The sequence below is a fragment of the Methylobacterium sp. genome, assembly GCF_019750675.1.
Taxonomy (GTDB): Bacteria; Pseudomonadota; Alphaproteobacteria; order Rhizobiales; family Beijerinckiaceae; genus Methylobacterium.
In genome coordinates, this window is the sequence record NZ_JAIEOF010000060.1 from 1 (window position 1) to 23,869 (window position 23,869).

The following is a 23,869-nucleotide window of genomic DNA, read 5'->3' on the forward strand; positions in this document are numbered from 1 at the left end:
CGAGGAAGGCCTCGACCCCGGTCGCCTCGGCGAATCCCGCATCGACCCAGAGTGTGGTGCCGGGGCAGGCCGCCGCGATGGCATCGAGGCTCGCCCGGTCGGGCGCGGCGCCGTCGATGATCGCGTCGAGGTCGGCCACGTAGAGGATCCGGGCCGGCACGGCACCCAGGAGCCCACGGGCCACGTCCGCGGGTGCCGATCCCTTTGCCAAGGGCGTGACGATCGGGGCATAGGAGGCGCGGTCCCCGGCCCGCGCCCGCACCACGGCTCCGTGGCGCAGGTCGATCACCGGAATGATCTCGAATTCGTCCGCCATCCAGCTTCCTCCCACGTTCAGGCCCGCCCGTGACAGCGCCATCTGGATCTCCTGCATCTGGATCTCCTGACTCCGGATACCCTGCCGCATCCCCTGACACGCCGGTGATCGGCTGGGATCTCGGCGGGGTCCATGTCAAGGCGGCCCTGGTCCGCGACGGCCGCGTGGCCGCCGTGGTCCAGGCTCCGTGCCGCCTCTGGCGCGGGCTTCCCGCCCTGGACGAGACCCTGGCGCAGCTGCCCGACTGGGCGCGCGGGACGGCGGACCACGTCGTCACCATGACGGGGGAACTCACCGACTGCTTTGCCGGGCGCACCGACGGCGTGCGGCAGATCTCCGCCTGGGCCACGGCGAATCTCGCCGGCCGGGTGCGGATCTATGGCGGCCGCTCCGGCCTCCTCGCGCCCGAAGCGGCTGCGGCGCACGCCGCCGACATCGCCTCGGCGAACTGGCACGCCACCGCCGCCCTGATCGGGCGCCACGTCGCCGACGGACTCCTCGTCGATATCGGCTCCACCACGGCCGACCTCATCCCCATCGCCGCCGGCGCACCGGTGGCGGCCGGCTACAGCGACGCCGAGCGCCTGGAGACGGGGGAGCTCGTCTATACGGGCGTGGTGCGCTCGCACCTCGTGGCGCTCGCCGACCACGCCCCGTTCCGGGGCCGGCGCACGGGGCTGATGGCCGAGACCTTCGCCACGGCGGCCGACATCCACCGCATCCTGGGCGATCTGCCGGAGGGCGCGGACCAGCAGCACAGCGTCGACCTCAAGGGCAAGTCGATCCCGGAGAGCGAGACCCGCCTCGCCCGCGTCATCGGCCGCGACCGCGACGAGGGCAGCGCCGCCGAGTGGCACGCCCTGGCGGCGCATTTCGCGGAGCGCCAGCTCCGGCTGCTGCACGATGCGGCGGCCCTGGTGCTCTCGCGCCGGCCCCTGCCGGACGGGGCGCCCGTGGTGGTGTGCGGCGCCGGCCGCTTCCTGGCCGAGCGCCTGGCCGCCCGCCTCGGACGGCCGGCCCTCGCCCTCACGGACCTCCTCGCGGGCCACATCGCCGAGGACGGGGCCGACTGGGCCTCCACCTGCGGCCCCGCCGTCGCGGTGGCGCTCTTGGCCGCCGATCCATCCTGAAGTCCTATAGAGAGGCCCCGCGCATGAGCTCGCAGCAGAAACTCGCCCGCATCCTCGCCACCCGCTCCGGCGGCGGCATCGAGCTGGCAATCGCCACCGAGTCCGGCCAGACCCTACGGGTGCTGGCGACGCAGGACCAGATCGACATGCTGGTGGACGAGCTGGAGGACATCCTGAACTCGCCCGAGGAGCCCGACGCCCCGGAGCCGCCCACGGCGGCGTAATTTTCAATCTTTAATTGCAAAGGTAATTCATGCATCCTGAGATTTGATAAACCAATCTGGGATGCAAAATGATTTATCTCGAGCGCGCACTATTTATCGTGGGAGACCAAAATGATGGCAAGAGCTCTCAGATCAGAGACACATTTCGAGATCAGCGATTTCACAACAATGGTCAATCAAGAATAGGCGACAACGGAAGACTTCCGACTTGGACGGGCCTATCAAATGATCGTTGGCTCCATATACGACTGACGTCCCCGCACGAGTATGGCGAAGGATTCGAGCGTTTTATTGAAAAAATAGATTCCATCGAAGATAAAGCAACTGGTAAATATCGATGGAATTTCCTGAGCGCTCTTCAGACGAACGCATATGGAAATATGTTAAATTCGGAAGAAGTGGTCATACGATTCAATAAAATATACCGCCCCGAGAGGTCAGAAATAGCTCTAATTCACACTGGACACAGCGGGAAAATTAGATCGCCCGCAGAAATAGACCGTATTTCGAAATCCTGTAAATTACACAATATTCAATTTAGAATGATTGATGCAAGGATCGACAACGGCCTTTCGCTTGCTGATTTTTTCGACTTTACCTAGATCTTTCCCTACCGCAAAAAATCCCCGAAGGCCCGAGGCCCGTCCGGCACCTTGATCTCGCCCGTCACCTTCAGCGTGGTCGCGTCGATCACGCTCAGGGTGTTCGAGCCCCAGTTCGCCACGATCAGGCTGCGGCCGTCGTGGGCGGCGGCGATGCCCTCCGGGTGGTCGCCGACCTCGATGGCCGCGACGTTGGTGAGGGTCTTCAAATTGAACACCGTGACGGTGCCCGAATACTGGTCGGTGACGAAGCCGCGCGGGCCGGCCAGCGCCACCACGTAGGGCCGCTCCCCCGTGGTCACCCGGCCGAGCTCGTGCCGTCCGGGCACGTCGATCACCGAGACGTCGTTCGAGGTCACGTTGGCGGTGTAGGCGCGGGCGCCCTCGGCATCGAGGGTGATGCCGAACGGGTGCCGGCCCACCGGGATCTTCTGCGTCTCGGTCGCGCTCGCCACGTCCACCACCGAGACCGAGTCGCCTTCCCGGTTGGCCACCAGCAGGGTGGCGCCGTCGGGCGTCACGGCGAGGCCGGAGGGCGAGGCGCCGACCTGGATCTCGGTGTCGAGGCGCGCGCCATCGGGCGAGACCACGAAGATGCGGCTGCCGTACCAGTCGGCCACGTAGACCGCGCCGGATTTCGGGTTGACCGCGATGCCCAGCGGCCCGCCGGGCAGCGCCAGGGTGCCGGTCACCGTGCGGGTGGCGAGGTCGACCACGGCGAGGCCCGGCCCCTCGGGGCGGGTGACGAAGGCGGTCCGGCGGTCGGGCGAGAGAGCGATGCCGGCGGGCGCGCCGTCGATCGGCACCTGCGCGGCCACCGTGCCGGCCTCGAGGTCGACGATCGCCAATGCGTTGGCGCCCTGCGCGGTGACGAGGGCTTCGTCGGCTCGGGCCGACACCGGGACGCAGAGCAGCGTCAGCCCCAGGAGGAGAGGGCCGGCGAAACGCCGGCCCGTCCCCGTTCGCTGGTGGCGAGCGATCAAGAACCGCTCTTCTCGATCTTGGCCTTCAGGGCGTCGAGGCCCGTGCGGTAGAGGCCGCGCACGGCCTTCTGCGAGGCCTCGTCGTTCAGCTCGGGCGGCGGATCGTTGTTCATGTAGCCGCGGTAGAAAGCGCCGTCCCAGGCGACCTTGGACTTGCCGCCGCCGGCATCCTCGACCTTGATCGTGGAGGAGTAGTCGTTCACCGGCAGGGTCTTCACGTCGACCTTGGTGATCCGGTACGAGTAGCTCATCTTCTCGGCGGAGTACTTGTACAGCTCCTCGTCCACCGTGGCGCCGCCCTTGAGCGTCAGCGTGCGGGTGGCCTTGACCTCGTTGCCGCCCTTGCCGTCGGTCTTCTCCACCGGAGGCAGCCAGCTCATGTCCTGGAAGTTGCCGATCACGGCCCAGACCTTGTCGGGGGCCGCGTTGATCTCGACGGTCTCCTCGACCTTCTTGCGGGTCGGGCCATGCGCCTGAGCGCCGAACGAGACCAGGGCGAAGGCCGCCACGGTCGTCAGGGTAAGAAACTTCATCGGGTCTTCGTCTCCTCGGGAATGCACATTCTACGGTGCTGGGGGGGAAGCTTCGAGGATGCGGTCGTCGCGGCCGAGGGCCGCGGCGACCTTGTCCTCGATCCAGTCCCAGGCCTCGCGCTCGGCGGGCCCGGCGGTCTTGGCGATCGCGATGGCGTGATAGCGCATCTCGGTCAGGATCTTGTCGGGCTCCAGCATGTGCAGGCGGGTGGAGAGGATCGCCGCCTCCAGCACCGCCGCCTGCGCCCGGTTGTAGCCGATGAAAGGCATGTGCGCCGCCGCATGCACCATCCGTCCCCGGTAGCGGGGCCGGACGGGATCGTCCTCGATCGCCGCGACTTCGAACTCGGCATGGCCGAAGCTCTCGGCGAGGCGCCGGCCGGCGATCCGCTCGCAGGGCAGGGTCGCCCAGTCGCGCCGCCCCGTCACGGCGCCGGCGATCACCCGCACGTCGCTGGGGCTGGAGGCGGCGAAGACCGGGTTGTCGGCGAGGTTGAGGATGGTGGGGGAGGGCCGGAACGGCGCCAGGATCCAGTCCTGGCCGTCCTGGATCAGCCCGAACGGCACGAGGTGCAGCGCCCCGTCGCGGGCGGTGGTGGTGACGACGGTCTCGAGAATCAGCGGCACGGGATCAGGCCTTCCCTGCGGGGGCGGACCGGTCCGCCGGGGCGGGTTCGTCGGGGACGAACTTGCCGCAGACGATGCGGCCGCCGCCCTCGGAGGGCGTCTCCGAGATCGCGTCGGCGGCCCGGGTCTCGCCCGGCCCCGTCGTCTCGGGCGGGGCCGCGCCGGCCTCGGGGGGCGTGGCGTCGCGGGCCGCGATCTCGGCCGCGGCGGGGCCGGAATGCTTCGTGTGCCCGGCCTTCTTGAAGGCGGTGGTGTCCTCCGCCTCGGCGTCGGCCGCCGCCCCCCAGGCCAGGGGCTCGTCCTGCACGTAGCGCTTGCCGAGGCGCCAGGCGGTCTCGGCCTTGGTCAACTCGCCGCCGAGATAGAAGGCGTGGGCACCGTCGCTCGCCACGTTGCCGGTCCTCTGAAGGTCGGAGAAGAAGGCCATCGCGTCGGTGCCGACCGCGTGAAGGTCGCGGTTGAAGAGGTGGATGCCGTCCTCGGCCACGGCGATGCGGTAGTTGGGGTCCTTCACCTCGGCCGCCTGGGCCGCGACCTCGTCCGGGGTCTGCACATAGGGCCGCTTGTCGTGGAGCGCCAGCAGCGCGCGGCCGTAGCCCTTGGGCAGGGCGGAATCGGCGCGGGCCGCGAACATCACCCGGCGGGCGGCGTCGTGCTCCTCCACCGTGCGGCGGGTGTGGTTCGAGACCTGGACGATCAGCACGTTGCGGATGGCGAGTTCCGAGCACATGCCGACCAGGAGGGCGGTGACGCCGAGGCTGTCGGCCTCGGTGAGTTCGGTGAGGTTGCCGGTGCCCATCATCATCTCGATGCCGGGCCAGCGCTTGCGCGTCTCGTGGTAGCGGGTGATCGAGTCCACGAAGCCGAAATGGATCGGCTCCAGGATCGGATCGGCCATGTAGGGCCGACCCGCTTTTTCCATCCGTTCGATGGCGCGGTCGAGGGAAGGCAGGTCGTCGGGGCGCACCGGCACCAGCACCGGCACGGCGTCGGTCTCGAAAGCGAGATCCAGGGTCTGCTCGTTGAGGCTGAGCAGGTAGTCGGCCCCCGCCCGGGCGCCGCGGGTCAGTTCGTCGAGGGAGAAGGAATCGACGCTGACCTTGAGCCCGGCGCCCTTCAGGAGGCGCACGCAGTCCTCGAGATGCGGGAAATCGGTGTCCGGCAGGCCGCCGAGGTCGATCACGTCCGCGCCGCGCCGGGCGAGGTCGAGGCCCTTGGCCAGGATCTGGTCGGGCGTCATCTTCGAGGCGTCGACGATCTCGGAGAAGATGCGCAGGTCGTGGCGCGACAGGTCCACCGTGCGGCCGGCGAGGCCGAGATAGGCCGGCAGGTCGACGATCTCGTCGGGACCGCGCTCCACCGGCAGGCCGAAATGCGCGGCCAGGGCCTCCGGGTTGGCGCGGCAGCGCCCGGGCAGGACGATGCGGGTCGCGCCTTGCGGAACCGTCACCCGGCGCCGGATGATCTCCTCCGTCATCAGGGCGGCGACCTTCACGCCGGCATCCGCGATGCTCCAGACGTAGCGCTCCGGCGGCAGGGTGGCGGCGACCTTCTCCAGGCGGGCCTTGGCCATGCGGCCCGTGATGAAGACCAGATGCTCGGGCGCGCTCATGCGGCGGCCCGCGCGGAATCGAGGCCGGGCGGATAAGCGGCGCCGGGACCAAGGATCTCGATGCGGCCGGCATAGCGCGCCGCGAAGGCCGGGAAGGCGGCGTCGACGAGGCCGCTCCGGGCGAGATCCGCCCAGTCCGTCCCCGCCGGCCGGTCGGCGGACTTGACGAGGCAGCAGCGCGGCGCGCCGATCGCGGCGGCGAGCCAGAGGGCGAGGCTGTCGGAGGTGACGTCCCAGGTCTCGGGGATGTCGGGGTGGCCGTCCCTCAGGGCGACGGGGTCCCAGACCGGGACCTGCCCGGCGGCGAGCAGCGCCGCGATGCCCCCCGGATCACGGGCCGGGACCAGCCGGGGCTCGAGGTCCGACAGAATCGCGGCCATGCGACCCATGGCGTCGAGGGCGAGGCGGTGGGCGAGGGCGTCGGAGAAGCCGAGGGCGGCCTGGACCGACCGCACCGCCTCGGCGAGGGGCCCGCCGCCGGGAACGACGACGCAGGGGCCCTCGGCGCCCCCGGCGAGGCGCGCGAGGCAGGCTCGCAGCCGGGGCGCATCGGCGACGAGGCTGCCGCCGAGCTTCACCACGGTTGCGGCGACCGGATGGTGCATCACGCGGCGTCCCGCCGGGCCGAGGCCCGGATCAGGCGCACGGCCTCGGCGACCCGGGCGAAATCGAGGCCCCGGCGACGGTCGCCGGCCGCGCAGAGGCCGCCGCGGAAGCCGAGAAAGTGCGGGCCGAGGGGCGCGAGTTCGGCGATGTCGGCGAGCGCCAGGGAGCCGGCGAGACCCGAGATCAGGCCGTGGTCGCGGCAGGCGCGGGTGAAGGCCACCAGCACCGGCCGGGACAGGTGGTCGACGAGGCGGCGCCCATCCTTGCCGGCGGTGTCGATCATGGCGCCGAGGAAGCCGGCCCGGCGCAGGCGCGGCACGTGGCCGGCGGCCGCGCCGTCCTCCGCGAACAGCACCGCGATCAGGCGGCCGGAGGCGGCGGCCGCGGCCCGGGCGAGGTCGTCCTCGGACCAATCGCCGCGCACCGCCACCTTCACGATGTCGACGCCGGTCTCCGCCATGGCGGCGATGGCGGGAACCAGGGACGCTCGGTCCGGCTCGCCCGCCACGGCGCTCGTCAGGGTCCGGCCAGCCACGAGCGCCACGATGGCGCGGACGGTCCCGGCGGGGAGGGCGCCGAGCGCGCCGCGATCGGGATCCTTGGCATCGACGAGGTCGGCGCCCGCGCGGGCGGCAAGGTCCGCCTCGTCCGCGTCCCGCACGCTCACAAGGAGCCGGGGGACCGTGGAATCGACGGCGAAGGACCGGAGATCGACGGGTGGGGACACGCGGGGCACGGACATCAGCGCGGGTTTCGGTTGCTCGGGGCCTCGGGGGAGACCATCGACGACGCCCGGGTCGGGAAGCGCCGCGCCCGTGATGGCGCGGCCGGGGCAAATTCGGCCTGAGGCGGAGGCGGTCGGCCTGAACGCGGGCCTAGCGCATGGGCGGGGATAAGGGAAACCCCCGTCCGGAGAAACGCCGGCCGGTCAGGACCGGTTTGGCAGCGGCTCGGTGAGGAGGCGGTTCTTCACCACCCAGCGCATGGCGTGCGCCCAGGTGTCGTCAGTGTCGGCGCGGATCACCACCCGGCCGCCGCGGATGACCTTGCCGGTGGCGGCCTCCGCGATGGTGACGGTGAGGTTGAAGATCTGGTTCGAGCCCTTCTCGACGTAGCCGGAGACCGCGAGGTCGGCCCCCAGGGTCTTGGCGATGGCGGCCGCGCAGCCGTCGCACTTGTAGAGGGGGGCTTGGCTGGCGATCTCGGCCGCCTGAGGGGCGACGTCCACGGGCTCGACGCTGTCGGCGAGCGCCTTGCGCAACTCGTCGGTGACGAGGCCGAGGCGCCGGACCTCGTCCGGCCGGGCCTTGCGGCCGCCGACCACGCCGGGATCGAAGAGCTCGACCCCGAAGATCGCGGCCTTCTCGGGTGCTGCCCGGGCGGGGCCCGCGAGGGTGCCGGCGGCGAGGAGGGCGACGAGCCCGAGCGCTGAGCGGACCGGAGACGGGGCCATGGGCGAAGTTCTCCGCTGGAGGCGGGACCAGGAGGGACCACGGTAACGCGCCGGACGCCCGCACGATCCCGCCTGCTTCATCAGTTCCCCGAGATCTGCCCGTAAACCGTCCGGCGCGCAAATGCCGGCGCGCCGTCGCGGGGATGCGTCCGAGGTTTCGTCCGGGCGCCCTTAGGAACCGCTTAGCAATCCGCGATTGAGCGCGGCGGCGCAATGTTGTTAGCCTCACCCTCACATGCCCAGCCCCGCACGCCTCCTCCTCGCCCCGCTCGCCCTCAGCCTCGGGCTGTGCGGCCTCGCCCCGGCCTCGGCGCAGGAGCCGGCATCCCCCGCGGCCGCGTCGGCGATCCCCCCGAGCGAGACGCATATCGGCCTGATCTACCGGCCCGAGCCCGCGCCCTCCTCCTACGACGCCGAGGCGGTGCCGGAGGACGAGGGCGTCGCCGGCGCCCGGATGGCGGTCAAGGACAACAACAACACCGGCCGCTTCACCAAGCAGACCTACGTCCTCGACGAGATCGCCCTCGAGGGGGACAAGGACGGCGTTTCGGCGGCGCGGGACCTCGCGGGGCGGGGCATACGCTACCTCGTGGTGGCCCTGCCGGCGGCCGAACTGCTCGCGATCGCGGACGCGCTGAAGGGGCAGGGCGTCACGATCTTCAACATCGCCGCCCCCGACGACCGCCTGCGCGGGGCCGATTGCCGGGCCAACGTCTTCCATGTCCTGCCGAGCCGGGCGATGCAGACCGACGCCCTGGCGCAGTTCTTCACCCTGATGCGCTGGCGCAAGATGTTCCTCATCGTCGGCCCCCGGGAGAACGACCGGCTCTACGCCGACGCCTTCAAGACCTCGGCCAAGAAGTTCTCGCTTAAGATCAACGCCGAGAAGCCCTGGACCTTCGGACCGCTGGCCAAGGCGCGGGGCGACACGCCCACCCGCTCCGAGGCGATGGTCTTCACCCGGGGGCTCGACTACGACCTCGCGGTGGTGGCCGACGAGGCCGGCGACTGGGGCGACTACGTTCCGTTCCGGACCGTCGACCCGCGCCCCGTGGCTGGCACGCAGGGGCTGATCGCCACCACCTGGCACCCGATGCTGGAGACCTGGGGCGCGGCCCAGGCGCAGAACCGCTTCCGGCGCCAGTCGGGCCGGCTGATGCGGCCCCTCGACTACCAGGCCTGGGCGGCCGTGCGCTCGGTGGGCGAGGCGGCGACCCAGAAGAAGACCGCCGACCCGGCGGTACTCGCCCCCTACTTCGCGGACCCGGCCTTCAGCCTGCCGGCCTACAAGGGCGTCTCCCTAAGCTACCGGCCGTGGGACCACCAGCTGCGCCAGCCCATCATCGTGGTGCAGCCGAAAGCCATGGTCTCGGTGGCACCCGAGCAGGGCTTCACGCACCAGCGCACGCCGCTGGACACCCTCGGCATCGACCTGCCGGAGACTACCTGCAAATTCCCGGACTGAGACCACCCCGGACCGAGACCGTTCGTCGATCCCGTCACGTTCGCGCGAGGCCCGGATCGCCCGGGCCGCCTGCGGCAACACGGTCCCCACCCGCTTGCAGTCTCGTGCTCCCCGTGGGAGGGGGCTGCACTATAGTAACGCCCAATCAATCGCGCACGACACAGCGATGGCCCCGAGGAGGAACCCCATGAGCCGCGGCTTCAGGGCAAACGCGTCCGGAACGATCCTGGGCCTGGCGCTGCTGGCAGGCACGTCATTGGCCGGCATGTCACTGGCCGGTCCGGCCCAGGCCTACACGGTCTACGTCACCAACGAGAAGGGCAACTCGGTCAGCGTCATCGACACCGAGACGATGGCCGTGACCGGCACCTGGAAGGTCGGCCGGCGCCCACGCGGCGTCACCACCAGCAAGGACGGCAAGGAATTGTTCGTCTGCGCCAGCGACGACGACCGCATCGACGTGCTCGATACCGCCACCGGCAAGGTCGTGCGCTCGCTCCGCTCGGGCCCCGATCCGGAGCAGTTCATCCTCGGCCCCCAGGGCAACCTGCTGTACGTGGCCAACGAGGACGACAGCCAGGTCACCGTCATCGACGTCGAGAAGAACAAGGTCATGGCCGAAGTGCCGGTGGGCGTCGAGCCCGAAGGCATGGGCCTGTCGCCGGACGGCAAGATCCTGGTGAACACGTCCGAGACCACCAATATGGCCCACTTCATCGACACCACGACGTTCGCGGTGATCGACAACGTCCTCGTCGACGCCCGCCCGCGCTTCGCCGAGTTCACGGCGGACGGGAAGTTCCTCTGGGTCTCGGCCGAGGTCGGCGGCACCATCAGCGTCATCGACGTCGCCGCTCGCCGGGTCGTCAAGAAGATCACCTTCAAGATCCCGGGCGTGAACGACGAGGCGATCCAGCCCGTGGGCATCCGCATCACCAAGGACGGCAGCAAGGCCTTCGTGGCGCTGGGACCGGCCAACCGCATCGCGGTGATCGACGCCAAGACCCACGCGGTGGAGAAGTACCTGCCCGTGGGCCAGCGTGTCTGGCAGCTCGCCTTCACCCCGGACCAGAAGCTGCTGTTCTCCACCAACGGCTCCTCGAACGACATCTCGGTCGTGGACGTGGCGGCCGAGAAGGTGGTCAAGAGCATCCCCGTCGGGCTGCTGCCCTGGGGGGTCGCGGTCTCGCCGAACTAGCGGCCTTACCCCTCCCCCTTGCGGGGAGGGGACAGGGGTGGGGGTGGTTGGGCGACCCTCATGGCTTCGGAGCTTGACGGAGCCACCTCCACCTCCTCCCCACAAGGGGGAGGAGAGCCCCGCGAGAATCAAAGCGATGACCGCCCCAAGGCGGCAAACGGGAGGACAACGAATGACGCGAACGATGCGGCTCGCCGCCCTCGCCCTGGCGGCGCTCCTCGCCACAGGTTCGGCCAAGATGGCGCCGGCCCAGGCCCTCGACCTGACGAAGAAGCGCCAGAATCTGCCGGACCTCGTCCTCGGCAACGAGGAGGGCAACGACTTCGTCGTCGAGAACCGGGAGATCGAGCTCGAATCCGGCAAGGCCTACCGCCTGCGCATCGTCGCCAAGGGCCGGCAGGAGTACAAGTTCTACGCCACCGAGTTCTTCCGCAACATCTGGTTCAACCAGATCGTCATCCAGCACCTGGAGATCCACGGCAGCGGGCCGCCGGACCATCTCGAATTCGACGACCCGGGCGAGATCGCCATCGAGTTCGTGGCGATCAAGCCCGGCGAGTATCCCTGGTCGGCCCGCGGCCTGGAAGCCAAGGGCATGACCGGCAAGTTCATCGTGAAGTAAGTTCATCGTGAAGTAGGATTTCCGTCGATGCGCGCTCCCACGATTCTCGCCCTTTCCGTCCTCCTCGCCCTCGGGAGCGTCGCCGCCCGCGCGGACGACAAGGCCGCCTGCGTGGAGGGCATCGCGATGATCCGGGCCGAACTCGCCAAGCCGGCCCCGGAGGGGGCCCAGCCCAAGTTGAAGAAGGCCCTGCGGGTGGCCGAGCGCGAGATGGGGGAGGGCGAGTTCGACGAGTGCCTGGACGCGGTCGGCGACGCCAAGCGGGCGTTGAAGCCATGAATTTAGCCTTGAATCCGGGAGAGCGCACGAGCCCGGCCCTCGAGGTCGCGCAGGTCAGTCACCGCTTCGGCACGCGGGCGGCCCTGTGCGACGTCTCCTTGAGCGTGGCGCGCGGGCGCTTCACCGCGCTCCTCGGGCCGAACGGGGCCGGCAAGACGACCCTGTTCTCGGTGATCACCCGCCTCTATTCGAACCAGGACGGCCGGGTCTCGATCCTCGGCCACGCCCTCGACCGGGAGCCGAGCCGGGCGCTCGCCCGCCTCGGCGTGGTGTTCCAGGCCCGCACCCTCGACACCGACCTCACCGTCGCGCAGAACCTCCTCTACCACGCCAGCCTGCACGGCATTCCCCGCAAGGCCGCCAAGGCGCGGATCGCCGCGCTCCTCGACCGCGTCGGCCTCGCCGACCGGCGCGACGACAAGGTCCGCACCCTCTCGGGCGGCCAGTCCCGGCGCATCGAGATCGCCCGCTCCCTGGTGCACGAGCCCCGACTCCTGCTCCTCGACGAGCCCACCGTCGGCCTCGATCTCGAATCGCGTGCCGACATCGTCGCCATCGTCCGTGCCCTGGTGCGGGAGGAGGGATTGTCGGTGCTCTGGGCCACCCACATCTTCGAGGAGATCGACGCCTCCGACGACGCGGTGGTGCTGCACCGGGGCCGCATCGTCGCCCGCGGCACCGCCGGCTCCATCGCGCAGGGCGACGAGACCCTGGAGGCGGCCTTCCGCCGCCTCGTCGCCGAACCCGCACGGCAGGCCGCATGAGCACGCCCACGGAGCCCCTCGCCATGCCCCTGAGCCCGAGCACGACCCAGCACACGGTCGCCGCCCCGGCGGAGGCGCCGGCGCCCCATCTCGGGCGCCTCGACGCGGTCGGCTACCTGATCTGCCTCGGCGGCATCGTGCGGCGCGAATTGCTGCGCTTCTTCAATCAGAAGGAACGCTTCTTCTCCGCCCTGGTCCGGCCCCTCGTCTGGTTGTTCATCTTCGCGGCGGGCTTCCGCAACACGCTCGGCGTCTCGATCGAGCCGCCCTACCAGACCTACGTGCTCTACGAGGTCTACGTGGTGCCGGGCCTCGCGGTGATGATCCAGCTCTTCAACGGCATGCAGTCCTCGCTCTCGATGGTCTACGACCGCGAGGTCGGCTCCATGAAGGTGCTGCTGACGAGCCCCTATCCCCGCTGGCTGCTGCTGCTGGCCAAGCTCGTCGCCGGCGTCACCGTCTCGGTGGTGCAGGCCTACGCGTTCCTGGCCATCGCGTGGTTCTGGGAGCTCGACATCCCGGCCATCGGCTACGTGGCGGCTCTGCCGGCCTTCATCGCCTCGGGGCTGATGCTCGGCGCCATCGGCCTGCTGCTCTCCTCCATGGTCAAGCAGCTCGAGAACTTCGCCAGCGTGATGAACTTCGTGATCTTCCCGATGTTCTTCGCCTCCTCGGCGCTCTACCCGCTCTGGCGCATCCGCGAATCCTCCGAGACCCTGTACTGGATCTGCCAGGCCAACCCCTTCTCCCACGCGGTGCAGCTCGTGCGCTTCGCCCTTTACGGGCAGTTCGAGCCGATCGCCTGCGCGGTGGTCGTGGGCACCACGCTCGCCTTCTTCACCCTCGCCGTCGTGGCCTACGATCCCGGCCGTGGCATCATGGCCCGGCGCGGCGGCCCGGCCGGAGACAATTCCTGATGACCTCTCGCACGCTGACACTCCGGGCCCTCGCGGGCGTCGCTCTCCTGACCCTCGGCACCGGCCCGGTCCTGGCCCAGCCGAAATCCGATCCGGACTGGCCCTGCGTCCAGCGCAAGGTCTCGACGCTCAGCCCCGGCACGGTCTGGACCGGGCCGGACCTCGAGGCCGCCGGACCCTGGGGCGACGATTTCGAGGCCGCGGCGCTCGCCCAGAAGATCGCCTCGCGGCGCACGGCCCTGTCCGAGGTCGACCCGCTCCTCGACGATTTCGTCGCCAAGGCCGGCGCCGAGAAGGAGAAGCGCCTCACCCGGGTCTTCGCCGGCGTGTTCGAGGTCATCAACGGCGAGCGCAACAAGGTCGTCGCCGGCATCGGCCGCTACGCGCAGGGCCAGCGCCGCATGGCCGAGCGCATCCGCGAGGAGGCCGACCAGATCAGCGCCACCAAGGATGCGCCGAGCGCCCAGGATGCCCGCGACATCCCCAAGGACGCCTCGGAGCTGGAGACCAAGTTCACCTGGGACCGGCGCATCTTCCAGGAGCGCAGCCAGTCCCTGACCTATGTCTGCGAGGTCCCGACCCTGCTGGAGCAGCGCCTCGGCGAAATCGCCCGGCGCATCCAGGCGCGCCTCTGATTCTGGAGGCCGCCCGACGGATTGCCACTTTATCCCGGGCGGCTTGCTGGACCTTCCCTAAATCTTTGAAAACAGACGAAAAAATGTGTCCGGAGAGCCACGCAGCGCGGCCAAGCGGGATTTGAGGCCGCAAAACGGCTGAATCGGCGAAGCGGGCCGATTGTCCTTCCCGCACGATCCTCTCAAAAGTGTGTTCGAAGCCTCGGCAAGGGGCATGGACACGAATTCGATCGAGGGTCTGGGGATGACGAAGCGGACGCTGCGGGGCAGCCTGCTCCTATCGGTGGCACTGGTGCCCGGCACGGCCTGGGCACAGGGCGCGGGCGGCCAGGCGTCGGTGCGGCTCGACGAACTCAGCGTGGTGGCGACGACGCCCGTGGGCGCGGTCGGCGATTCCCTCTCCGGCATCTCCGCCGCGCAGGCGCCCGCCGGGCAATTGCCGGTGGTGTCCGAGCCGCGCCTGCGCGGCGGCGCCCAGCCCCTCTACAAGATCCCCAGCACCGTCGAGACGGTGACGGCCGCCGACCTCGACGTCGATCGCGGCACGTTCAACGCCGTGGCCACGCTGGCGCGCAAGACGCCCGGGCTCAACCTGTCGGACTCCCAGGGCAACAACAACCGCGTCGACATCAACTATCGCGGCTTCCAGGCCTCGCCGGTCACCGGCGTGCCGCAGGGGCTGGCGGTCTACCAGAACGGCGTGCGCATCAACGAGGCCTTCGGCGACACCGTCAACCTCGACCTGATCCCGCCCTCCGCCATCCAGCGGATCGACGTGGTCACCAGCAACCCGGTCTTCGGCCTCAACGCGCTCGGCGGCGCGATCAACATCCAGATGAAGAACGGCTTCACCTGGCAGGGCACCGACGTCACCCTCCTCGGCGGGTCGGACGGACGCATCGCGGGCGGCCTCGAATACGGCAAGGTCATCGGCCCCTGGAGCTTCTACTTCAACGGCGACGGGCTCAACGACCGCGGCTGGCGCTACCAGTCGCCGACCACGATCGGGCGCGTCTACACCGACCTCGGCTACCGCACCCTCGATTCCGAGTTCCACGTCATCGGCAACTTCGCCCGGACCTTCTTCGGCGCCGCCGCCGCGACGCCGGTCGACTTCACCCACCTCGACCCGCGGGCGATCTTCACCTACCCGCAGACCACCACCACCCAGCTCGGCACCCTGCAGGTGACGGGGCGGGTCGACATCTCGCCGACCTGGGATCTCGCCGGAAACGCCTATTTCCGCCGCTTCAGCCAGCAGTACATCGACGGCAACGACGCCGAGTTCGAGCGCTGCGGCCGGCAATGCTCGACACCCGACGTGCTGCGCTTCGACGACGACGGCTTCCCCAACGTCAACTTCGACCAGTTGCGCCTGCGCGGCGCCAACGGCCAGTTGATCCCCCGCACCGCCGGCGTGCCCTACGGCACCCTCGACACGACGAAGACCGAGGCGACCGGCTACGGCGGCTCGCTGCAGGCGGCCAACCGAGACCGTGTGTTCGGGTTCAACAACAGCTTCGTCGTCGGCGGCAGCATCGACGTGGCGAATTACAGCTACAAGTCATCGAGCACCCTCGGGGTGATCAACCCGGACCTCTCGGTCACCATCGATCCGAACAACCCGAACTACGGCTTCATCCCGGGCCTCGGCACCTCGCAACTGCGCACGGACGGCGCGCTCGGCATCGCGCCGAGCGCGGTGCTCGGCTCGAACCTCTACATGGGCCTCTACACCACCGACACGATCGACCTGACCGACCAGCTCTCGCTGACGGCGGGCGCCCGGCTGAACTTCGCCCGCGTCTCGACGCAGGACCAGACCGGCTTCTCGCCGGACGTGACCGGGACGCACTACTTCACCAAGATCAACCCGCTGGCGGGCCTGACCTACCGGTTCACCCCGGGCCTCTCGCTCTACGGCAGCTACTCGGAGTCGAACCGCGCCCCGACGCCGCTCGAACTGGCCTGCGCCAACCCCGAGCGCCCCTGCCTGCTGCCGAACTCCCTGGTCGCCGACCCGCCGCTGAAGCAGGTGACCGCCCAGAACTACGAAGTCGGCATCCGCGGCGCGCTCCCGAATTTCTATGACGGCGGCCTCCTCAGCTACAAGGTCGCGGCCTTCCGCAACGATCTGGCCAACGACATCCTGCAGCTCGCGACCCCCGGCAACGCGGCCCGCGGCTACTTCGTCAACGTGCCGGCGACACGGCGCCAGGGCATCGAGGTCGGCGGCGAGTTCACTCGCGGCGACCTCTCGGTCTACGCCAACTACGCCCTGATCGACGCGACCTTCCGCTTCACCGGCACCCTGTCCTCCCCGAACAACCCCTTCTCGGTGCCCGACGCCGACGGCAATCCCGGCGAGATCCTGGTGACGCCCGGCAAGAAGGTCCCGCTGATCCCCGACCACCAGTTCAAGGTCGGCTTCGAGTACATGGTCCTGCCGGGCTGGCGGGTCGGCATGAACCTGCAGGCCTTCTCCTCGTCCTACTACCGGGGCGACGAGTCGAACCTGAACCGCAAGCTGCCGGCCTATTACGTGCTCGGCCTCAACACGAGCTACCAGATCACGCCCAAGCTCCAGGTCTTCGGCCTCGTCACCAACCTGACCAACAACCGCTACACGACCTTCGGCACGTTCTTCGAGCCGGGCCTCGTGGCCAACCGCTACCCCGTGAGCGACGTGCGCACCACGACGCTGGCCCAACCGCTCTCGATCTACGGCGGCCTGCGCTACTCCTTCGGGGCGGACCCGGTGCCGATGCCCGAGCCGATCATCCGCAAGTACTGAACGCGGTCACCCGGACAGACCCGAGCGGCGCGGATCCCCGGATCCGCGCCGTTCTTCGTTGGCTGGTCGGGCATATGCCAGGTGGAGGCGCACCCAAGTCTCACGAGACCGTTATCTTGCGGCTATTGCCCGGCACAGATCCCGAACAATCCCGATGGGGGTTGCCGGATTCTCCCGGTTCTTCTAGTGAGGCGCAAGTCGGATCGTCGACTCGACTCGTCGTGACTCGGGCAGGCTCGCCTATGTCACGGCTCTATCCAGAATAACCTCAGGGTTCTTCTCGCTGATCTTCGGAGTGCTTCAGTATGTTGTCTCGCTTGTCCGCCGTCGCGACCCTCGCCGCCCTGCTGGGCTTCGCCGCCCCCGCCCTCGCGGCCGACGTCTCGGCCTTCGATCCCGACAAGGACGGCACCATCGATCTGGCCGAGGCGCAGGCGGCCGCCGCGAAGAAGTTCGACATGCTGGACCCGGACAAGGACGGCACCCTCGACGCCCGGGAGCTGAACGGCCTCCTCACCGCCGCCGAGCTCAAGGCCGCCGACCCGGACAGCGACGGCACCCTCGACAAGAAGGAATACCTCGCCGTGGTGGCGGCGCGCTTTAAGGCCGCAGACCCGGATGCCGAGGGGACCATCGACGCGAAGGAACTCTCGTCGCCGGCCGGCGCTTCCCTGGCGACCCTGCTGAAGTAAGGCCGTCCATCGGGGGCGGCCCCCCGAACGGAGCGTTCCATCCATGCGGATCACCCTCGTCCTGCCGGCCGCCCTCGCCCTTCTCGGCGCCGCCGGGCCGGCCCTCGCCTCATCCTGCTCCGAGCAGATCGCCACCATCGAGCGCCGCCTCGACAGTGCCGGCGCCGAGCAGGTGACGGGCAAGGAGCCGCCCGGCGGCCCGACCTCCTCGCACTCCGAGAAAGCCCTCGACCACGCGCCGAAGGGCAAGCCGACCGATCCCTCGACCACGGCGAGCGCCGGCGGCGTCGCGGAAGCCCGCGACCTGATCAAGAAGGCCCGCGCCCAGGACAAAGCCGGCGACATGAAGGGCTGCGAGGACACGATGACCGAGGCCAAGAAGAAGGCCGGCGCCCTGCCGTAGGGCGCGCTCGCGCCGGAGCGGGCACCCGCCCCGCGCGGGAGGCGTCACGCCATCGTCGCGCGATGAACCATCAGGGCCGCGCTCCTCACGGAGCGCGGCCCTCTTCGTCGGGAACGATCGCGTCGAGCCGCGCTGGTGGGGCCTGCGCCCCGCCAGCGCGGCCTCAATAGGCGTTCTTGGTGCGGAACAGCGAGACCGGGGTCGCGAGCATGATCTTGATGTCGAACAGGATCGACCAGTTCTCGATGTAGTGCAGGTCGTGCTCGACGCGCTTCTGGATCTTGTCGCTGGTGTCGGTCTCCCCGCGCCAACCGTTGACCTGGGCCCAGCCGGTGATGCCGGGCTTGACCTTGTGCCGGGCGAAGTAGCCGTCGACCACTTGGTCGTAGAGGGTGTTGGCGGCCTTGGCCTGGAGGGCGTGGGGGCGGGGGCCGACGAGGGAGAGCTCGCCCTTGATGACGTTGAAGAGCTGCGGCAGCTCGTCGAGGGAGGTGCGGCGGATGAAGCGGCCCACCGGCGTCACGCGGGGATCGTCGCGCGTCACCAGCTTGGCGGCGCCCGCGTCGCTCTGGTTCACGTACATCGAGCGGAACTTGTAGACCTCGATCAGCTCGTTGTTGAAGCCGTAGCGCTTCTGCCGGAACAGGACCGGGCCGGGGGAGGTGAGGCGCACGGCGAGCGCCACCCCGAGCATGACGGGGGCGAGGGCGGCGAGCATCGCCAAGCCGACCACGCGGTCGAACAGGCTCTTGGCGACGATGTCCCAGTCGGCCATCGGCTTGTCGAACACGTCGAGGACGGGCACGCTTCCGAGGTAGGAATAGGCGCGGGGGCGCAGCCGCAGCTTCGAGGCCTGGGCCGAGAGGCGGATGTCGATCGGCAGCACCCAGAGCTTGGCCAGCATCTGCAGGATGCGGTCCTCGGCGGTGATCGGGATCGTGAAGATGATGAGGTCGAGCCGCGTGGTCCGCGCATAGGCCACGAGGTCGTTCACGCTGCCGAGCTTCGGGTAGCCGGCCACCACCGTGTCGGAGCGCATGTCGCCGCGATCGTCGAACACCCCGACGATGCGGACGCCGGATTCCGCCTGCGCGTCGAGGGCCCGTATGAGGTCCTCCGCCACCGCGCCGCCGCCGACGATGGCCGTCCGCCGGTCGAAATGGCCGCGCTGCATCTGGGCGCCCACCAGGGCGACGAGGGCGAAGCGCTCGACCACGAGGGCGGCGAGGCCCCCGGCGAAGAAGGTCGCCAGCCAGACGCGCGAGTAGTGATCCGCGACCTTGGCGAAGACCATGACGGCGGCCACCAGCAGGAAGGCCAGGCACCAGGCGCCGAGCAGCCGGAGGGCCCCGTTGGTGAGCGCGCGGAAGGCGGTCATCCGGTAGGCCCCGGCGGCCTGGAGCAGCAGCACCGCCAGCGCCGCGATGCCGAGGGTGGCCGTGAGGTAGCGGGGCGACAAGGGCACGATCCCGGTGAGCTGCACCGCGTGGACGCCGACGCCGATGGCCGCGATCAGGCCGAACTCGACGACGCGGACGCAGCCCGCCAGCACCACCGGCGACAGGAAGGCCGGCGGGCTCGGGGGCGCCAGGGCCTCGGCGGGAGGCATCCCCGGCAGGGCGGCGGCCCCCTGGCCGCCGGGATGGTTGGAACCGGGACGGTGGCCGCCGGAGCGGCCGGCCGCCTCCAGGAGATCACGGACATCGAAGGCGCTCATGGCAGGCTTCCGAATTCTTCTGGGCGCGCGAGGTTGAGGTTACGAAACGGATCACGGGGCCGTGGGGGCGATCGCCGGGCGGGCGGCCCCGGCCCTGGCCCGCAGGGCCGAGGCGTAGCCGGACAGCACGTCGGACCCCATCCGGTTCATCGAGAAGCGCGCCTTGACCGAGGCGGCGAGCCCCTCGAAGCGCAGGCGGCAGGCTTCCGGCTCCTCGTCGAGGACCCGTGCGATGGCCGCCGCCAAGGCCTTCCCGTCGCGGGGCGGCACCAGTTGCCCGGCGGCGGGCCCGAAGATCTCGGGGATGCCGCCGACATTGGTGGCCACCAGGGGATGGCGGGCGGCGGCGGCCTCCAGCACCACGTAGGGCAGGGATTCGGCCAGCGAGGGCACCACCATCACCCGCCCGCGGGCGAGCACCGCCCGGATCGACTGGGGCGGCTCGAAGGCCACCGCGTCGCCGAGCCCCATCGCCACCACGCGCTCGGCAAGCACGTTGGCGTCGGGGCCCGACCCGACCATGAGCAGCCGCAGGGCGCGCCCCTCGGCCCGCAGGCGCAGGAGGGCGTCGAGGAGGAAGGGCACCCCCTTCGCATCGCGCAGCTCCCCGATATAGAGCAGGTCGTAGCGGTCTTCTGCCGGAACGACGGGGTCGAATTCCGCCTCGCCGATCCCGTTATGGACGATGCGGGTGATCCGGCGGGGATCGCCCGCATAGGCGCGGTGGCGGCCGGCGACGTACTCGCTCTCGAACAGGAACACGTCCGTGCGCAGGGCGAGGCCGCGCTCGATGCCCATGTAGACGCGGTGGCGCAGGGTGCCGGGCTTGTAGTTGTAGCTGCCGCCATGGGGCGTATAGGCCCGGATCGGCGCGCACCCGCGCACCGGGGCGAGGCGGGCATAGACGCCGCCCTTGGCGCCGTGGCCGTGGAGCACGTCGGCCCCGACCTCCGCGGCGCGGCGGGCGATGGCGCGCAGGGCCATGAGATCGGAGGGATGCGGGTTGCGCCGCATCGGCAGCCGGGTGACGCCGAGGGCGAGGCAGGGCGCCAGGTCGGCCAGCGCCTGCGCGGCGCGCTCGCCCCCGGTGCTGGCATCGCAGACCAGACCCACCGCGTGGCCCGCCGCCGCCTGAAGGCGGGCGAGATCGACGACGTGGCGGAAGAGCCCCCCCACGGGCGCGCGGAAAACGTGCAGAATGCGCTGGCGCGGCAGGCCGCCGGAGGCGGCGCCCGCGGCCTGGAGGATGGAACCGGACACGGCGGGTTCGAGGGCGGACGCAGGCACGACGGGCTTCTCCACGCAACGCTGGACGGGCGGTCGGAACGCTCGGCCGTTGCCGGACACTGGCCCGGAGAGGTGGGTGGACCGTTAAGCGGGGTGCGCCGGCCTCCGGCGGGAGGCCGCGAACGCCGCGATAGTTCATGTTTCGGTTAGGCGATCCCTAATGATTGCGGGCGGATCGCAGGCCGGACGCAGACGACGCGAGCCGGCCTGGTACCGATGCCAAGTCGTTCGCCAAGTCGTTCACCGATGACCGCGCCGGTCACGCAAATGATGTCGACGAGTCCGTGAAGGCGCGGCCTAGAAGAACCGTTCCTTGATCACGATGGTGTCGCCCGGGCGCACCGGATAGGTCATCGGCACGATGCCGGAGACGAGGCCGTCCTTGCCCTCGCGGGTCAGCACCGCGTAGTCGCGGGCCGCGCGGGGACCGAACCCGGCCGCGATCGCCACCGCGGTCTCGACGGCCATGCCGTTGACATAAGGGTACTGGCCCGAGGTCGTGACCTCGCCCAGGATGTAGAACGGCCGGTAGGCATCGACCTCGACGGTGACGTGGGGCTCGCGCACGAAGCCGGCGGAGAGCTTGGCCTCGATGGTCCGCGCGGCCTGGCTGGTGGGCTGGCCGCCGACCTTCACGAGTCCGATGAGGGGCATGGCGATGTTGCCGGCGCCGTCCACGGCGTAAATGTTCGAGAGGTTGTCCTGGCCGAAGACGATGACCCGGAGGCGGTCGCCGGCCGAGAGGGTGTAGCGGGCGCCGATCGAGCCGGTGCCGGTGGCGTCGAGCTGGTCGGTCCGGAAGTCGGGCCGCAGGCAGCCGCCGAGCGCCAGGCTCGACGAGAGTGCTAAGAGGAGTGATCGCCGGTTCATCACCACTGCCGCCGTGAGGACTGTATCCACAGCCTCCTAGGACGATATGGTTAACGAACACTAACGGCCCATGGGCCATGATCTCGCGCGGCCTCGTCTTAACGTCCGGTCAATCTTAACGCGCTCTAGTCGTGCACGATCCGGCCGCCTCGCGGTCGCCGCCCTTGCCTTCGCGTAAAGATCGAGCCATGCCCCGCTCTTCGCCGTTCCAGCCCATCGCCGACGCCCCTTCCGCCACGGGCGAGGGGCTCGGGCTGTCGCAGCTCGCCGGCGTGCTGCGGCGCTCCTGGCGCTGGATCGCGATCCCGACCGCCCTCGTCACCATCGGCGCCATCGCCTTCGTTCAGGTCGTGTCGCCGCGCTACACGGGCGAGGCGAAGATCCTGCTGGAGAGCCGCGACACCTCGTTCACCCGCAGCGCCCAGGAGCGCGGCGAGCAGGTCCAGCCCATCGACGAGCAGGCGGTGGCGAGCCAGGTTCAGGTGGTGATGTCCCGCGACCTCGCGCGGGAGGCGATCCGCCGCCTGTCGCTCGCCGGCAACGCCGAGTTCGACCCCAGCGTCGCCGGACTCGGCCCGTTCCAGCGCGCCCTGATGATGATCGGGCTCGCCAAGAACCCGATGGAGCGCCCGCCAGAGGAGCGGATGCTGGAGACCTACTTCGACCGCCTGACGGTGTTCCCGGCGGGCAAGTCGCGCATCCTCACCGTGGAGTTCCGCTCGAAGGATCCGCACCTCGCGGCGCAGGCGGCCAACACCATCGCCGAACTCTACATCGCCTCCCTCGACGCGGCCCGCACCGATACCGCGCGCTACGCTTCCACATGGCTCGGCGGCAACATCGAGACCCTGCGCACCCGCGTGGGCGAGGCCGAGGCCAAGGTCGAGGCCTACCGGGCCCGGAACGGGCTGATCGCCACCGGGGGCGCCGCCGGGCAGCCGCTGGGCGCCCAGCAGCTCGGCGAGTTGTCGACCCAGCTCTCGCAGGCCCGCACCGCCAAGGCGGATCTCGCCGGCCGGGCCAAGCTGATCAAGGAGATGATCAAGGACGGCCGCGCCTTCGAGATCCCGGATGTGGCCAACAACGAGATCATCCGCCGCACGGTCGAGCAGCGCATCACCCTGCGCAACCAGCTCGCGCTGGAATCCCGCACCCTGCTGCCGGCCCATCCGCGCATCAAGGAACTGACCGCGCAGATCTCGGACCTCGACGCCCAGATCAAGGCGACCGCCGAGCGGGTGGTCCGCACCCTGGAGAACGACGCCCGCATCGCCGAGGCCCGGGTCGAGAGCCTGAGCGCGGCGGTCGACGCCCAGCGCGACGTGGTCTCCAAGGGCAATGTCAGCGAGGTCCAGCTGCGCGCCCTGGAGCGCGAGGCCAAGGCCCAGCGCGAGCAGCTCGAATCCTACCTCTCGCGCTACCGAGAGGCCTCGGCCCGCGACGCCGAGAGCGCGACCCCGGCCGATGCACGGGTGGTCTCGCGCGCCATCACGCCGGAGACGCCCTCCTTCCCGAAGAAGCTGCCCATCGTCGTCCTGGCGGCGGTGCTGGGGCTGCTGTTCTCGATCGGCGGCGTCATCGGCCACCACCTCCTGCGGGACCCCGACGGTTCGGGCCGGCGCCGGCGCACGCGAGAGGAGCCGGATGCGCTCTCCGAGGGGCAGCCGACCGTGTCCGGCCCCTTCGCCTTCCCGGAGGCCTCCCTGGCCCTGGCACGCCATGCCGAGGCGCCGGCCGCCGAGGATCCGCGCCCGGCCGCGAAACCGGCGCCGTTCGACGCCGCGGTCCCGCCGAAGCCCGCCGTCGAATCCGTGGCGAACGCCCGCCGAAGCCCGGCGCGCGGCGGCCAGCCGGCCGACCCCTACGACCTCGAGCAGCTCATCGGGCGCCTGCGCTCCGGTCGGGCCCCCGCCATGGGCGCGGGACGCACGGTGCTCGTCATCGAGACCCTCGCGCCGCGCGGTGAGGGCGCCGGCCTCGCGGTGAGCCTCGGCGGCACCCTCGCGGCCCGCGACAGCGCCGTGGTGCTGGACCTCAACGGCCCGGCCTGCGCGGAAGATGCGTACGGCCTCACGGACCTCGTGGCGGGGGAGGCCGCCTTCCTCGACGTGATCCAGTCGATCCCGGGCTCGCGCCTGCA

25 protein-coding genes are annotated in these 23,869 nt (G+C 70.1%); 14 read left to right on the plus strand and 11 right to left on the minus strand.

Features of this window, described 5'->3' with window-relative positions; genetic code table 11:
• A partial coding sequence (locus tag K2X24_RS02945; protein ID WP_292494526.1) for a HisA/HisF-related TIM barrel protein occupies positions 1–316 on the minus strand: 316 nt, incomplete at its 3' end.
• 104 nt (positions 317–420) lie between these two features.
• Between K2X24_RS02945 and K2X24_RS02950 the strand changes: the two genes are divergently transcribed.
• The 3 genes from K2X24_RS02950 (at position 421) to K2X24_RS02960 (ending at position 2,272) form a co-directional block, all read left to right on the plus strand.
• Positions 421–1,446 carry a hydantoinase/oxoprolinase family protein gene (locus K2X24_RS02950; protein WP_292494487.1) on the plus strand — a complete coding sequence of 342 codons (1,026 nt, stop codon included), beginning with the start codon at positions 421–423 and terminating at the stop codon, positions 1,444–1,446.
• Between the two features lie 23 nt (positions 1,447–1,469).
• Positions 1,470–1,670: a hypothetical protein gene (locus K2X24_RS02955; RefSeq protein ID WP_292494489.1), complete on the plus strand. Its 201-nt coding sequence runs from the start codon at positions 1,470–1,472 to the stop codon at positions 1,668–1,670.
• 68 nt (positions 1,671–1,738) lie between these two features.
• Positions 1,739–2,272 carry a hypothetical protein gene (locus K2X24_RS02960; RefSeq protein ID WP_292494491.1) on the plus strand — a complete coding sequence of 178 codons (534 nt, stop codon included), beginning with the start codon at positions 1,739–1,741 and terminating at the stop codon, positions 2,270–2,272.
• Positions 2,273–2,280: 8 nt separating this feature from the next.
• Here K2X24_RS02960 and K2X24_RS02965 read toward each other — a convergent pair whose 3' ends face one another.
• The 7 genes from K2X24_RS02965 to K2X24_RS02995 all read right to left on the minus strand — a co-directional run bounded on the left by K2X24_RS02965 (position 2,281) and on the right by K2X24_RS02995 (position 8,086).
• On the minus strand, positions 2,281–3,198 hold the full coding sequence (locus K2X24_RS02965; protein WP_292494528.1) for a YncE family protein: 918 nt from the start codon (positions 3,196–3,198) through the stop codon (positions 2,281–2,283).
• A gap of 53 nt (positions 3,199–3,251) precedes the next feature.
• A complete protein-coding gene (locus tag K2X24_RS02970) occupies positions 3,252–3,788 on the minus strand; it encodes an SRPBCC family protein (protein ID WP_238277795.1) in 537 nt (178 codons plus the stop codon).
• 30 nt (positions 3,789–3,818) lie between these two features.
• Positions 3,819–4,415 (minus strand): DUF447 domain-containing protein, encoded by a 597-nt coding sequence (locus K2X24_RS02975; protein WP_292494495.1) that lies wholly within the window; start codon positions 4,413–4,415, stop codon positions 3,819–3,821.
• A gap of 4 nt (positions 4,416–4,419) precedes the next feature.
• Complete coding sequence (locus tag K2X24_RS02980) at positions 4,420–6,027, minus strand: DUF6513 domain-containing protein (RefSeq protein ID WP_292494497.1); 1,608 nt, start codon at positions 6,025–6,027, stop codon at positions 4,420–4,422.
• Positions 6,024–6,632, minus strand: coding sequence for a uridylate kinase (locus K2X24_RS02985; RefSeq protein WP_292494499.1), 609 nt, complete (start codon positions 6,630–6,632; stop codon positions 6,024–6,026). The genes K2X24_RS02980 and K2X24_RS02985 overlap by 4 nt, the downstream gene beginning before the upstream one ends.
• Positions 6,632–7,375 carry a (5-formylfuran-3-yl)methyl phosphate synthase gene (locus K2X24_RS02990; protein ID WP_292494501.1) on the minus strand — a complete coding sequence of 248 codons (744 nt, stop codon included), beginning with the start codon at positions 7,373–7,375 and terminating at the stop codon, positions 6,632–6,634. Before K2X24_RS02990 ends, K2X24_RS02985 begins: the two co-directional genes overlap by 1 nt.
• A gap of 186 nt (positions 7,376–7,561) precedes the next feature.
• Positions 7,562–8,086, minus strand: a complete 525-nt coding sequence (locus K2X24_RS02995) for a DUF3280 domain-containing protein (protein WP_292494503.1) — start codon at positions 8,084–8,086, stop codon at positions 7,562–7,564.
• Positions 8,087–8,321: 235 nt separating this feature from the next.
• Here K2X24_RS02995 and K2X24_RS03000 point away from each other — a divergent pair, with 235 nt between their 5' ends.
• The 10 genes from K2X24_RS03000 (at position 8,322) to K2X24_RS03045 (ending at position 17,855) form a co-directional block, all read left to right on the plus strand.
• Positions 8,322–9,551 (plus strand): ABC transporter substrate-binding protein, encoded by a 1,230-nt coding sequence (locus K2X24_RS03000; RefSeq protein ID WP_292494505.1) that lies wholly within the window; start codon positions 8,322–8,324, stop codon positions 9,549–9,551.
• Positions 9,552–9,816: 265 nt separating this feature from the next.
• Complete coding sequence (locus K2X24_RS03005) at positions 9,817–10,749, plus strand: YVTN family beta-propeller repeat protein (RefSeq protein WP_292494530.1); 933 nt, start codon at positions 9,817–9,819, stop codon at positions 10,747–10,749.
• A gap of 172 nt (positions 10,750–10,921) precedes the next feature.
• Positions 10,922–11,371 carry a hypothetical protein gene (locus K2X24_RS03010; protein ID WP_292494507.1) on the plus strand — a complete coding sequence of 150 codons (450 nt, stop codon included), beginning with the start codon at positions 10,922–10,924 and terminating at the stop codon, positions 11,369–11,371.
• 27 nt (positions 11,372–11,398) lie between these two features.
• Positions 11,399–11,650 (plus strand): hypothetical protein, encoded by a 252-nt coding sequence (locus K2X24_RS03015; RefSeq protein ID WP_292494509.1) that lies wholly within the window; start codon positions 11,399–11,401, stop codon positions 11,648–11,650.
• A complete protein-coding gene (locus K2X24_RS03020; RefSeq protein ID WP_292494512.1) occupies positions 11,647–12,414 on the plus strand; it encodes an ABC transporter ATP-binding protein in 768 nt (255 codons plus the stop codon). The genes K2X24_RS03015 and K2X24_RS03020 overlap by 4 nt, the downstream gene beginning before the upstream one ends.
• A gap of 23 nt (positions 12,415–12,437) precedes the next feature.
• Positions 12,438–13,331, plus strand: a complete 894-nt coding sequence (locus K2X24_RS03025) for an ABC transporter permease (RefSeq protein WP_292494531.1) — start codon at positions 12,438–12,440, stop codon at positions 13,329–13,331.
• Positions 13,331–13,966 (plus strand): hypothetical protein, encoded by a 636-nt coding sequence (locus K2X24_RS03030; RefSeq protein WP_292494514.1) that lies wholly within the window; start codon positions 13,331–13,333, stop codon positions 13,964–13,966. The genes K2X24_RS03025 and K2X24_RS03030 overlap by 1 nt, the downstream gene beginning before the upstream one ends.
• A 244-nt stretch (positions 13,967–14,210) precedes the next feature.
• Positions 14,211–16,760 (plus strand): TonB-dependent receptor, encoded by a 2,550-nt coding sequence (locus tag K2X24_RS03035; RefSeq protein WP_292494533.1) that lies wholly within the window; start codon positions 14,211–14,213, stop codon positions 16,758–16,760.
• A 305-nt stretch (positions 16,761–17,065) separates the two neighbouring features.
• The gene (locus tag K2X24_RS03040; protein WP_292494516.1) at positions 17,066–17,452 is read left to right on the plus strand and encodes an EF-hand domain-containing protein; all 387 of its coding nucleotides are present in this window, start codon (positions 17,066–17,068) and stop codon (positions 17,450–17,452) included.
• A gap of 43 nt (positions 17,453–17,495) precedes the next feature.
• On the plus strand, positions 17,496–17,855 hold the full coding sequence (locus K2X24_RS03045) for a hypothetical protein (protein WP_292494518.1): 360 nt from the start codon (positions 17,496–17,498) through the stop codon (positions 17,853–17,855).
• A gap of 163 nt (positions 17,856–18,018) precedes the next feature.
• Here the strand turns inward: K2X24_RS03045 and K2X24_RS03050 are convergent, their stop codons facing one another.
• The 3 genes from K2X24_RS03050 to K2X24_RS03060 all read right to left on the minus strand — a co-directional run bounded on the left by K2X24_RS03050 (position 18,019) and on the right by K2X24_RS03060 (position 21,729).
• A complete protein-coding gene (locus K2X24_RS03050) occupies positions 18,019–19,572 on the minus strand; it encodes an undecaprenyl-phosphate glucose phosphotransferase (RefSeq protein WP_292494520.1) in 1,554 nt (517 codons plus the stop codon).
• Between the two features lie 51 nt (positions 19,573–19,623).
• Positions 19,624–20,832, minus strand: coding sequence for a glycosyltransferase family 4 protein (locus K2X24_RS03055; RefSeq protein WP_292494522.1), 1,209 nt, complete (start codon positions 20,830–20,832; stop codon positions 19,624–19,626).
• Positions 20,833–21,156: 324 nt separating this feature from the next.
• On the minus strand, positions 21,157–21,729 hold the full coding sequence (locus tag K2X24_RS03060) for a polysaccharide biosynthesis/export family protein (RefSeq protein WP_243910575.1): 573 nt from the start codon (positions 21,727–21,729) through the stop codon (positions 21,157–21,159).
• A 188-nt stretch (positions 21,730–21,917) separates the two neighbouring features.
• On the opposite strand from K2X24_RS03060, the gene K2X24_RS03065 reads away from it, so the two are divergent.
• A partial coding sequence (locus tag K2X24_RS03065; RefSeq protein WP_292494524.1) for a GumC family protein occupies positions 21,918–23,869 on the plus strand: 1,952 nt, incomplete at its 3' end.

What these genes read in the sequence shown, in the direction of transcription:
- K2X24_RS02955 (WP_292494489.1), top strand. Translation starts at nt 1,470, where the DNA reads ATGAGCTCGCAGCAGAAACTCGCCCGCATCCTCGCCACCCGCTCCGGC.
- K2X24_RS02960 (WP_292494491.1), top strand. Translation starts at nt 1,739, where the DNA reads ATGATTTATCTCGAGCGCGCACTATTTATCGTGGGAGACCAAAATGAT.
- K2X24_RS02970 (WP_238277795.1), bottom strand. Translation starts at nt 3,788, where the DNA reads ATGAAGTTTCTTACCCTGACGACCGTGGCGGCCTTCGCCCTGGTCTCG.
- K2X24_RS02980 (WP_292494497.1), bottom strand. Translation starts at nt 6,027, where the DNA reads ATGAGCGCGCCCGAGCATCTGGTCTTCATCACGGGCCGCATGGCCAAG.
- K2X24_RS02985 (WP_292494499.1), bottom strand. Translation starts at nt 6,632, where the DNA reads ATGCACCATCCGGTCGCCGCAACCGTGGTGAAGCTCGGCGGCAGCCTC.
- K2X24_RS02990 (WP_292494501.1), bottom strand. Translation starts at nt 7,375, where the DNA reads ATGTCCGTGCCCCGCGTGTCCCCACCCGTCGATCTCCGGTCCTTCGCC.
- K2X24_RS02995 (WP_292494503.1), bottom strand. Translation starts at nt 8,086, where the DNA reads ATGGCCCCGTCTCCGGTCCGCTCAGCGCTCGGGCTCGTCGCCCTCCTC.
- K2X24_RS03000 (WP_292494505.1), top strand. Translation starts at nt 8,322, where the DNA reads ATGCCCAGCCCCGCACGCCTCCTCCTCGCCCCGCTCGCCCTCAGCCTC.
- K2X24_RS03005 (WP_292494530.1), top strand. Translation starts at nt 9,817, where the DNA reads ATGTCACTGGCCGGTCCGGCCCAGGCCTACACGGTCTACGTCACCAAC.
- K2X24_RS03010 (WP_292494507.1), top strand. Translation starts at nt 10,922, where the DNA reads ATGACGCGAACGATGCGGCTCGCCGCCCTCGCCCTGGCGGCGCTCCTC.
- K2X24_RS03015 (WP_292494509.1), top strand. Translation starts at nt 11,399, where the DNA reads ATGCGCGCTCCCACGATTCTCGCCCTTTCCGTCCTCCTCGCCCTCGGG.
- K2X24_RS03020 (WP_292494512.1), top strand. Translation starts at nt 11,647, where the DNA reads ATGAATTTAGCCTTGAATCCGGGAGAGCGCACGAGCCCGGCCCTCGAG.
- K2X24_RS03025 (WP_292494531.1), top strand. Translation starts at nt 12,438, where the DNA reads ATGCCCCTGAGCCCGAGCACGACCCAGCACACGGTCGCCGCCCCGGCG.
- K2X24_RS03030 (WP_292494514.1), top strand. Translation starts at nt 13,331, where the DNA reads ATGACCTCTCGCACGCTGACACTCCGGGCCCTCGCGGGCGTCGCTCTC.
- K2X24_RS03035 (WP_292494533.1), top strand. Translation starts at nt 14,211, where the DNA reads ATGACGAAGCGGACGCTGCGGGGCAGCCTGCTCCTATCGGTGGCACTG.
- K2X24_RS03040 (WP_292494516.1), top strand. Translation starts at nt 17,066, where the DNA reads ATGTTGTCTCGCTTGTCCGCCGTCGCGACCCTCGCCGCCCTGCTGGGC.
- K2X24_RS03045 (WP_292494518.1), top strand. Translation starts at nt 17,496, where the DNA reads ATGCGGATCACCCTCGTCCTGCCGGCCGCCCTCGCCCTTCTCGGCGCC.
- K2X24_RS03050 (WP_292494520.1), bottom strand. Translation starts at nt 19,572, where the DNA reads ATGAGCGCCTTCGATGTCCGTGATCTCCTGGAGGCGGCCGGCCGCTCC.
- K2X24_RS03060 (WP_243910575.1), bottom strand. Translation starts at nt 21,729, where the DNA reads ATGAACCGGCGATCACTCCTCTTAGCACTCTCGTCGAGCCTGGCGCTC.